7 protein-coding genes are annotated in these 9,695 nt (G+C 76.2%); 3 read left to right on the plus strand and 4 right to left on the minus strand.

Annotated features, from left to right (window positions below; genetic code table 11):
* The coding region (locus JNW98_RS33160; protein WP_223772008.1) for a serine hydrolase domain-containing protein at positions 1-1,182 on the plus strand (1,182 nt) is incomplete at its 5' end.
* 96 nt (positions 1,183-1,278) lie between these two features.
* Here JNW98_RS33160 and JNW98_RS33165 read toward each other — a convergent pair.
* Complete coding sequence (locus JNW98_RS33165) at positions 1,279-2,730, minus strand: MFS transporter (protein WP_223772009.1); 1,452 nt, start codon at positions 2,728-2,730, stop codon at positions 1,279-1,281.
* A 162-nt stretch (positions 2,731-2,892) separates the two neighbouring features.
* Here JNW98_RS33165 and JNW98_RS33170 point away from each other — a divergent pair, with 162 nt between their 5' ends.
* Complete coding sequence (locus tag JNW98_RS33170; protein WP_223772010.1) at positions 2,893-3,270, plus strand: ArsR/SmtB family transcription factor; 378 nt, start codon at positions 2,893-2,895, stop codon at positions 3,268-3,270.
* A 7-nt stretch (positions 3,271-3,277) separates the two neighbouring features.
* On the opposite strand, the gene JNW98_RS33175 is transcribed toward JNW98_RS33170, so the two are convergent.
* Together JNW98_RS33175 and JNW98_RS33180 are read right to left on the minus strand one after the other, a co-directional pair.
* The gene (locus tag JNW98_RS33175) at positions 3,278-4,231 is read right to left on the minus strand and encodes an NsdA family TPR-like regulatory protein (RefSeq protein WP_223772011.1); all 954 of its coding nucleotides are present in this window, start codon (positions 4,229-4,231) and stop codon (positions 3,278-3,280) included.
* 34 nt (positions 4,232-4,265) lie between these two features.
* Positions 4,266-5,825 (minus strand): amidase family protein, encoded by a 1,560-nt coding sequence (locus tag JNW98_RS33180; RefSeq protein WP_223772012.1) that lies wholly within the window; start codon positions 5,823-5,825, stop codon positions 4,266-4,268.
* A 255-nt stretch (positions 5,826-6,080) separates the two neighbouring features.
* Between JNW98_RS33180 and JNW98_RS33185 the strand changes: the two genes are divergently transcribed.
* Entirely contained in the window at positions 6,081-8,093 is a 2,013-nt protein-coding gene (locus tag JNW98_RS33185) for a CASTOR/POLLUX-related putative ion channel (protein WP_223772013.1), read from the plus strand.
* Positions 8,094-8,293: 200 nt separating this feature from the next.
* Here JNW98_RS33185 and JNW98_RS33190 read toward each other — a convergent pair whose 3' ends face one another.
* Positions 8,294-9,412: a PP2C family protein-serine/threonine phosphatase gene (locus JNW98_RS33190; RefSeq protein WP_223772014.1), complete on the minus strand. Its 1,119-nt coding sequence runs from the start codon at positions 9,410-9,412 to the stop codon at positions 8,294-8,296.
* Between the last annotated feature and the right edge of the window lie 283 nt (positions 9,413-9,695).

Genomic DNA, 9,695 nt, shown 5'->3' on the forward strand with positions numbered 1-9,695 from the left:
GCCGCTCCGGCGGCGGCCGCGGAGCCGGACACCGCGGGGGTGCGGGCCGCGCTGGAGCGCACGGTCGGCGCGGGCGCGCCCGGCGCTTTCGCCGTGATCCGCGACCACGAGAAGGCGGGCGGGGACCGCTCGATCGCGGTCGGCAAGGCGGACCTCGACGGCACCCCGATGAACGCCGACTGGCGCTTCCGGGTCGGCAGCAACACCAAGATGTTCACCTCCGTCCTGCTGATGCGCCTGGTGGAGCAGGGCCGCGTCGACCTGGACGGGCGGCTGCGCGACTACCTGCCGTCCGGCACGCTGCCGGAGGGCTGGAACATGACCGTCCGGCAGGTCATGCAGCACCGCGCGGGCCTCTACGACCACACCGACGACCTGCTGGAGCAGGCGGGCGAGGAGACCACGGAGGCGTTCGAGAAGCGGATCCGCGACACGGTCTACCGGCCCGCCGACCTGGTGGCCCTGTCCGTCCGGCACGGGGTGCAGTACCCGCCGGGGACCCGGTACGCGTACAGCAACACCGGTTACGTGCTGCTGGGCATGGCCGTGGAGCACGTGACCGGCCGGCCGTACGCCGAGGAGCTGCGCGAGCGGATCGTGGAGCCGCTGCGGCTGAGCCGTACCTCGTTCGTGGTCCCGGACAAGAGGATCGAGGGGCCACACGTGACGGGTTACCTGACGAACGACGACCGGTCCCGGCCGCTGCTGGACTCGACGGAGCAGAACGGCTCGTGGATCTGGAGCGCGGGAGCGGTCGTCTCCTCGGCCGCCGACCTGGACCGCTTCCTCGCCGCCGTGCTGGCCGGCGACTCCGGCGGGCTGGTCTCCGACGCGTCGGTGCGGCTGATGACGAGCGCGCTGCCCACCCCGACGGCCCGGACCGGCTACGGGCTGGGGCTGCGCGAGATCGCGCTGTCCTGCGGCAGGGTCTACGGGCACGGCGGCATCGTGCAGGGGTACCAGACGCAGTCGTTCGCCACGCGCGACGGGCGGCGGACGGTCGTCGTCTTCGCCAACGCCTCCAACAACGGCGCGGTGACACAGGGGTTGATGAACACCCTCGAACCGGCCTTCTGCGGGCCCGCGAAGCCGGCCGGCGAGGCCGGCGCGGCACCGCGCGCGAACGGCCGGGAGCGGCCGGCCGCGCCCCGGGTGCCGGTCGTGGACGACACCCGGCTCTGAGCCCGGCGGGCCGGTGCCCGACGGCCGGAAACGCGCGCCGCACCGCCCGTGAGCCGTGGCTCGGGGCGGTGCGGCGGGTCGGCGGTGCGGCGGGCCTCAGTGGACGGTGGACGGGGCCGGCGTGCGGCGCGCTTCCCCCGTAGCCGTGACGGCGGACCGGGCGGCGGGCCGGACGCCCGTGGCGCTGAGGACCGCCCCGACGGCGAGCGCTCCCCCGGCCCAGAGCAGCGCGGCGCGCAGGCCGGGGACGAACTGCCCGGAGTCGCCGTCGCCGACGAGCAGGCCCATCACGGCCACCCCGAGCAGTCCGCCGATCTGGCGGGAAGCGTTGAGGACGCCGGAGGCGACACCCGCGTGGGCCGGGTCGGCCGCGCCGAGCATCGCGTTCGTCATGGCCGGGACGGCCAGGCCGAGGCCGGCGCCGGCGACGAGGAACTGGGTGACGACGGCGGCGTAGGAGTGCGAGCCGACGGCGGGGGCGGTGGCGAGGTAGCCGAGGGCGGCGAGGGTGTTGCCTGCGACCAGCACCCGGCGGGCGCCGTACCGCCGGACCAGCGGGCCGGAGGCCAGGTTGGCGGCCAGGACGGCGGCGGTCATGGGCAGGAAGGCGAGGCCGGCGACGCTGGGCGAGTAGCCCCACACCTCCTGGAAGAAGATGCTGAAGACGAAGACGAGGCCGTAGAAGCCGAAGTTGAGCAGGCCGCCGATGAGCGTGGTGGCGGTGAAGGTCCGGTGGCGGAACAGCTTCGGCGGCAGCATGGGGTCGGTGCCGCGCCGCTCCACCGCGACGAAGCCGGCCAGCGCGACGGCGAAGACGGCGGCGAAGCCGAGCACGGCCGGCGAGGTCCAGCCCCGGGCGTTGGCCTCCACGGTGGCGGCGGTGAGGGCGCCCAGGGCGACGACGGCGAGGAGCTGGCCGGGCAGGTCGAGGGAGCGCCGGGCCGTGGTCCGGACGGCGGCGGGGCGGGCGTCGGCCCTGGCGAGGAGGATGCCGACGACGGCGAGCGGGACGTTGACGTAGAAGACGGACCGCCAGCCGAGCCCGTCGACGAGCACGCCGCCGACGACCGGTCCGAGCGCCAGGGCGAGGCCGCCGGCCGCGGCCCAGAGGCTGATGGCGCGGGCGCGCCGGGCGGGGTCGGGGAAGCCGGCGTTCACGATCGACAGGGAGGACGGCACGATCATGGCGGCGCCCACGCCCTGGAGGATCCTGGCGGCGATCAGTACGCCGAGCGAGGGGGCGGCTCCGCAGGCCAGCGAGGCGGCGGCGAAGACCCCGAACCCGGCCACGAAGATCCGGCCGGGGTCGAAGCGGTCGCCCATGGCGCCGGCGGTGAGGAGGAAGGCGGCGAAGGTGAGGGTGTAGCCGTTGATCACCCATTCGAGGCCGGAGATGCTGCCGCCGAATTCGCCGGCGAGTGCCTTCGTGGCCACGTTGACGATGCTGACGTCGAGGATGACGACGACGAAGCCCAGGCAGGCGGCGAGGAGGGTGAGGGCGGGACGGTCCGGTCGGCGGCCGGACGGGGACTGGGCGGCGGGTGTCATGGTCGTTCTCCTTGCCTCGGGACAGCGGCGGAACGAGGTGAGGGGTCGCGGAATGCCGGCCCCAGCTAGAGTGTTCGTCGAGAGGCGAACAATCAGGAGTGTACGCACAACATCGAACACTCGGCAATCCGTCGCGGCGCGGCGGGGAACGGAGATCAGGACATGACGGCAGGAACACGGCCGCAGGAGCGGGAGCCGGACGGCACGCGGACGGCGCACCACCGCGCGCTGCCCGTCAGCGCCGACCCGGCGGACGTCTCGCTGGAGACGGCGCTCCTCGCGCTCGCCGACCCGATCCGGCGCACGCTGGTACGGGAGTTGGCGACGTCAGGGGACTGGGTGCGCCCCTGCGGCAGCTTCGACGTACCGGTGACCAAGGCGACGCTGAGCCGGCACTTCACCGTCCTGCGCGAGGCGGGGCTGCTGGAACAGCGGGACGCCGGTCCGAAGCGGTTCAACCGGCTGCGCCGCCCGGAGTTCGACGCCCGCTTCCCCGGGCTGCTCGCGCTGGTCCTGCGCGAGGACGACGGGGGTCGGTGACGGCGCGTCAGCGACCCGGGCCGGAGTGGCCCGCGACAGCGGCGGACAGTGCCTCCCGCAGCCGGCCGGCCGCCTCCCGGAGCGCGGCGGGCGGCCGGCCGGTCCCGCGCAGCAGGGCCGTCGCGGTGGCGCCGAGCGTGCCGAGCGTCCGCGCCGAGCCGATGCCGGGGACGTCGGGTACGAGGCCGTCGACGAGCCGTTCCGCCTCGCGCCACGCGCCGGCCCGCGCGCAGGCCGCCAGCAGGTGGGCGGCGAACAGCCGCCGGTAGGCCGGGCCGGGGGCGGTGGCGGCCTGGTGCAGGAGCGGGAGCGCCTCGTCCCAGCGGCCGAGCCGGGCCATGACCCAGCCGCGGTGGCCCAGCACCTCGTCGTGGTCGATCCACCAGGCCCACGGCGGGTCGGCCGCCGAGGCGCCGTCCAGGAAGCGGCTCTCGGCCCGCGACACCAGCCGGACCGCCTCCCGTTCCCCGCCCAGCGCCGCGACCGCGTGGGCCCGGCGGATCAGGAGGAGGCTGTCGACCAGGGCGGGGAGTTCCCGCGCGCCGCGCACCCGGGAGGCGTCCTCCAGAGCGGCCCGCGGACGTCCCGTGTGGCTCATCAGCATGCTGTTGTTCAGCAGCACCAGCCGGGCCGTCCACCGGTCGCCGCAGAGCCCGGCGAGGGCCAGCGCCCGGCGGTTGGCCCGCCGGGCGTGCCGGTGGAGGCCGGCGTCGAAGAGGATCCAGCCCATCACCTCGTACAGCTCGGCCGCCGCGGCCCGCCGGTCCGCGTCCCACCGGTACGCGGCGCCCGTGGCGAAGGGGTCGGGGAACCGCCGTGCCGCCGCGCGCAGTTCGGGCAGCGCGGCGAGGGCGCCTCGCGCCGCGTCGACCGCGACCAGGCGGCGGACGGCGGACCGGGCCGCCGCGACCGGGTCGTGCGGCGCCGTGGCGGAGGACTGGTCGGCGGGGGCGCGGCGCATCGCGTGATCGTAACGGGAGGTGCGCCGGCGGGGGTCACGGGGAGCCCGTCGTCGGCAGGAAGCGCGGCGCGCGCCGGGCGGGCAGCCGCTGTTCGACGGCGGCACCCAGGGACAGCAAGCGGGCGTCCTGCCGGTCGCCGGCCATCAGCAGCAGGCCGACGGGGAGTTCGCCGACGAAGCCGGCCGGCACCGCCAGGGAGGGGTAGCCGGCGACGGCGGCGGGGGTGGAGGAGGGGATGACGTCGTTGTCGCCGCGGGCACAGTCCGTCGTCCAGGCGGGAGGGTTGGCCGGGGCTGCGAGGGCGTCCAGCCGGTGGGCGGCCAGGGTCTCGTCGAGGGAGCGGCGGGCGAGGTCCTTGAGTTCGGCGCGGACGGCCCGGTGCTCGGGGCTGCCCGCGGCGGGTGCGACGAGGGCGCGTTCGAAGAGCTCCCGGCCGGTGAAGCAGGTCCGCTCGGCGGGGTGGGTGCGGGTGAACTCGTTCAGCGCGGCGAGGTCGCGGGGGCCGTCGCGGGTGGCGAGGTAGGCGTCGATGTCCCGGTGGAACTCGCTGAGCAGGGCGGGGTATTCGAGCTCGGCGAGCCGCTTCTGGTACGGCGGTGTGACCTCGACGACGGTCGCGCCCGCGGCCCGCAGGGTCCGGGCCGTGCGGGTCATCAGGGCGTCCACGTCCGGGCCGAGTTCCGGCAGCCGCCAGAGGCCGATGCGCTTGCCGCGCAGGCGTTCCCCGGCGACCGTCCGGGGCGTCCGGGAGCCCGTGAGGACGGAGAGGGTGAGGGCGGCGTCGGTGACGTTGCGCGCCAGGGGGCCCGCCGTGTCCTGCTCGGCGGAGATGGGGACGACGCCGGCCTGGTCGACCAGCCCCAGGCTGGGCTTGTGGCCGACGACGCCGTTCATCCCGGCCGGGCACACGATGGAGCCGTCCGTCTCGGTGCCGATCGCCACCTGGGCCAGCGAGGCGGCGAGCGCCGCGGCCGAACCGGAGGAGGAGCCGCACGGGTTGCGGTCCAGGACGTAGGGGTTGTGCGTCTGGCCGCCCACCGCCGACCAGCCCGACGTCGGCTTCGCGGCGCGGAAGTTCGCCCACTCGGACAGGTTCGTCTTGCCCAGGATCACCGCTCCCGCCGCCCGCAGCCGGGTCACCAGCGGGGCGTCGGAGCGGGGCGGCTTCCCGGTGAGGGCGGCCGATCCCGCGGTGGTCGGCAGGTCCCGGGTGTCGATGTTGTCCTTGAGTAGGACGGGGATTCCGTCGAGGGGGCCGCGCGAGGTGCCTCGCCGGTGCCGGGCGTCGCTGGCCGCCGCCTGGCGCAGGGCGGTCGGGTCGGTGCGCAGCACCGCGTGGATCTTCGGGTCGACGGCGGCGATCCGCCGCAGGTAGGCGCGGGTCAGGGCGGACGAGGTGAGGGTGCCGGCCGCCATGCGGGCCTGCAGGTGGGGGATGGTCGCGGTGTCCAGGTCGATGGCCGGGGCCGAGGATGGGTTCCGTTCCGACGGGTCGGCGGCCCCGGCCGTCAGGGTGGCCGTGGTCAGAACGGCGGCCAGGGCGGCGGTGGTTCGCCGCCTCGCGCGTCTCGTGTTCCACTCGCTTCTCCTCATACGGGGTAGCGCACTGCATGTCCGCGGGCGGGCGCAAGGGTGCCGCGGCGCGCCCGCGCCGCGCCGCCGTCCGGCGAGCCGTCCACGAACCAAGGTCACGCCCCCCGATGGAGTGAAAACCCCATCGTGTGTCCGCGGGTATGGCCCGATGGTGTCACGCTGTAATCGCGTGGTCGGGCTCCGTGAGCCCGGAACGGCGGTGCGGGGGAAGGGTTTCGGGCCGGGCGGGTGCCGGCCGGCGGCGAGGGGGCGGTCATGGCGCGGCGGCGCTCGCGGTGGCGCGAACGGGCGGGTTACTGGTTCGACAACACGTTGACGCGCGGTGCCTCCGCGCTCATCGGCTGGCTGGCCCTGGCCTGCCTGGCGGTGGTCGTCCCGGTCAGCGCGCTGATGGTGTGGACGGCGCGGGACGCGCCCGGGTCGCTCCCCGGGAAGCTGGCGCGGGTCTGGCACCACGCCGGGGACACCCTGCGGCTGGGCGGCCTGGTCGGGCCGCCGGCGCAGGTGCTGCTGTCCGTGGTGCTCGCCGTGGTCGCCCTCCTCTACGTCTCCACGCTCGTGAGTCTGATCACCGCGGGGGTCAACGAGCGCATCGTCGCCCTGCGCAGGGGCCGCTCGACGGTGCTGGAGGACGGGCACGTGGTGGTCCTCGGCTGGTCGGAGCAGGTGTTCACGGTGGTGGCGGAGCTGGTCGCGGCCAACGCCAACCAGCGGCGGGCGGCCGTGGCCGTCCTGGCCGACCGGGACAAGACGGCCATGGAGGACGCGCTGCACACCAAGGTCGGCCCGACCGGCGGCACCCGGCTCATCTGCCGCAGCGGCTCCACCACCGACCCCGCCGTCCTGTCCCGGGTCAGCCCGCACACCGCCGGCGCGGTCCTCGTCCTGCCGCGGGACGGGCCGTCGGGTGACGCCGAGGTGGTCAAGACGCTGCTGGCGCTCCGGGCGGCGGGCCGCGCCGCGGGCGGCCCTGACGGCACGGGCACGGGCTCCGGCACCGAGAACGGCGGAAGCGGCGGGGACGACGGGAACGGCACGGAGAGCGGGACGGGGGTCTGGGTCGTGGCGGCCGTGCGCGACGCCCGCTACCGGCTCCCCGCCGCACTGGCCGCCGGGGACGGCGGCGTCGTCCTGGAGACCGACGACATCACCGCCCGGCTCATCGTCCAGTCCGCCCGCAGGCCCGGCCTGTCCCTCGTCTACCAGGAGCTCCTCGACTTCGCGGGCGACGAGTTCTACACCGTCCGCGAACCGGCCCTGGCAGGGCGGACGTTCGGCGAGGCGCTGCTGGCGTACGCGACGTCGTGCGCCGTGGGGCTGCTCCGCGCCGACGGCGGCCTCGCGCTCAACCCGCCGTCGGACACCCTGATCGGCGCGGCGGACCGGATCGTGGTGGTCACCCGCGACGACGACACCGCCGTCGTGGCCGAGCGGCCGCCGGACGTCGACGAATCCGTGCTCGTCACCGCCGTCCCGGCGGAGCCGCGGCGGCCGGAGCGGGTGCTCCTGCTGGGCTGGAACCGGCGGGCCCCGCTCATCGTGGGCCGGCTGCGCCGGTACTCGGCGCCGGGTTCCGTCGTGGACGTCGTCGCCGACGCCGAGCCCGCGACGGCCGCCGCCGTGCGCGCCGCCGACGGCGACGCCGGGGCCGCCCTGTCCGTCGTCCTGCGGCCCGGCGATCCGGCAGACCGGCAGACGGTCGAAGCGGTGGACGCCGCGTCGTACGACAGCGTGATCGTCCTCGGGCCGGACCCCGTCCCCGGCCCGGGCGGCGTGGCCGAGGAGCCGGACGACCGCACCCTGGTGACGCTGCTGCTGCTCCGCGCCCTGGAGGCGGCGTCTGGGTGGGAGTTGCCTGTGGTCACCGAGATGACCGACGACCGCAACCGGGCCCTGGCCCCGGTCAGCCCGGGCGCCGACTTCATCGTCAGCGGCAAGCTCATCGGCCTGCTGATGGCCCAGATCTCGCAGAACCGGCAGCTGGCCGGCGTCTTCGAGGAGTTGTTCTCCGCCGGCGGCAACGAGATCCTGCTCCGCCCGGCGTCCCGCTACGTCCGGCCGGCCGCCACGGCCTCCTTCGCCACGGTCGTCGAGGCGGCCCGGCGGCGCGGCGAGTGCGCCATCGGCTACCGCGACCACGCGGGCGCCGCCCACGGCCCGCGCTACGGGATATGGATCAACCCGCACAAGGAGACGTCCCGGCGGTGGGCCGAGCGGGACGAGGTCGTCGTGGTCGCGACGGTCGGGCTCGGGGCGGAGGCGGGATGAGGCGGGGTGCGGCGGGGTGCGGCGGGGTGCGGCGGGGTGCGGCGGGGTGCGGCGGGGTGCGGCGGGGTGCGGACCCGGGCGGGCGGCCGCCGTGCCGGCCGACACCGCCGGGCCCCCGCCGAGGTCATCGAGAAGGTGACCGTCCCGCCCGGCACCGTCGGCATCAAGCCCGGCGCACCCGTCTTCGGCAGCGCGTGCCGCTACGGAGCCGACGGCCCGCCCCCGTCCCGGGTGACGGCGAGCAGGGCCATGTCGTCGGTGATCCGGCCGCCGGTGTGCCGGGTCACGTCGGCGAGCAGGGCATCCAGCAGGGCGTCGGGCGTCGCGAAGTGGCGGCCGGTCAGGGCGGCGGCCGGGTCGTAGAAGACGCCGTCGCGGTCGCGGGCCTCGGTGAGGCCGTCGGTGTAGAGGAGCAGGGTCGCGCCCGGCGGGAAGGGCACCGTGTCCGTCCGGTCCGGTCCGGCGCCGAGGTCGCCCAGGGCCAGGGGGAGGGCCGGCTCGGCCGGTTCCAGGGAGCGGACCGTCCCGTCGGACAGGAGCAGCGGCGGCGGGTGGCCTCGGTTGACGAGGTGGAGAGCGGGGCCGTCGGGCGGGACCTCGGCCAGGACGGCGGTGACGAAGCCCTCGACCCGCTCCGGTCCGCTGCGGCCGCGTGCCTCGCGCCGCAGGGCGCGTTCGAGCCGGGCCGCGAGGCCGGGCAGGTCCGGTGCGTCCTCGGCGCCCTCCCGGAAGGCGCCCAGCCCCACGTCCACCGCCTTGACGGCCTCCAGGCCCTTGCCGCGCACGTCGCCGATCAGGCACCGCACCCCGAACGGCGAGTCCTGCACGCCGTACAGGTCGCCGCCGATCTCCGCGTCCCCGACCGCCGACCGGTAGCGCACCGCGATGCGCAGGCAGCCGATCGAGGGCGGCAGTTGCGGGAGCACCGCGCGCTGCACGGCGAGGGCGACGCGGCGGGCGGAGGCGAGCCGTACGTCGCTGAGGTACATCAGGCGGTTCACGAGGACGGCGAGGAACGAGACGGTGGCGACCGCCGACAGTTCGCTGCGGCCGCCCGAGTCGTCCAGGAAGCCGAAGTGGTGCAGCAGCACCGCGTCCACCAGGCAGGCGGCCAGCCCGGCGAGGACGGTCGCGCGCAGGGACAGCAGCGCGGCGGCCGTCATGGGCGCGGCCGTGTAGAAGGCTTCCGCGCTGAAGTGCGGGGAGGTGGCGTAGTCGAGGAGGGCGCCGCCGACGAGCAGGAGGACGGGCAGCAGGGGGAGCCAGGCGGGGCGCCCGCGTCCGGCGGTCGTGCCGCGCCGCGCGTTCGGTGCCCTCACCCGCCTGCTCCCGCTCGTGCCTGCTCTGCCCTGCCCTGTCTTACCCGGCTCTGCCCTGCCTTGCCCTGACATCCGGCTTCCGTCCCAGCATCCCCGCGCCGGTCGGGGGCCGCCAGTCAGGCACCCGCGGTCGGGGCGCACGACGCGGGAGGCGCCCGGCCCGCCCGCCTGGAGTGGCGGGAGGGCCGGGCGCCTCGGTTGCCCGGATGGTGCCGGGATATGGGTGCTGTCAGGGGCGGGGGCCCGGTCGGGGACGCGCCGGGTGCCGCGGGCGGTCACCGCG

Origin of the sequence: Streptomyces huiliensis, from assembly GCF_020037025.1 — a bacterium.
GTDB classification, from domain to species: Bacteria; Actinomycetota; Actinomycetes; order Streptomycetales; family Streptomycetaceae; genus Streptomyces; species Streptomyces huiliensis.

Excerpts from the sequence above, each read along its gene's own strand:
- JNW98_RS33165 (WP_223772009.1), bottom strand. The coding sequence starts at position 2,730 with ATGACACCCGCCGCCCAGTCCCCGTCCGGCCGCCGACCGGACCGTCCC.
- JNW98_RS33170 (WP_223772010.1), top strand. The coding sequence starts at position 2,893 with ATGACGGCAGGAACACGGCCGCAGGAGCGGGAGCCGGACGGCACGCGG.
- JNW98_RS33175 (WP_223772011.1), bottom strand. The coding sequence starts at position 4,231 with ATGCGCCGCGCCCCCGCCGACCAGTCCTCCGCCACGGCGCCGCACGAC.
- JNW98_RS33180 (WP_223772012.1), bottom strand. The coding sequence starts at position 5,825 with ATGAGGAGAAGCGAGTGGAACACGAGACGCGCGAGGCGGCGAACCACC.
- JNW98_RS33185 (WP_223772013.1), top strand. The coding sequence starts at position 6,081 with ATGGCGCGGCGGCGCTCGCGGTGGCGCGAACGGGCGGGTTACTGGTTC.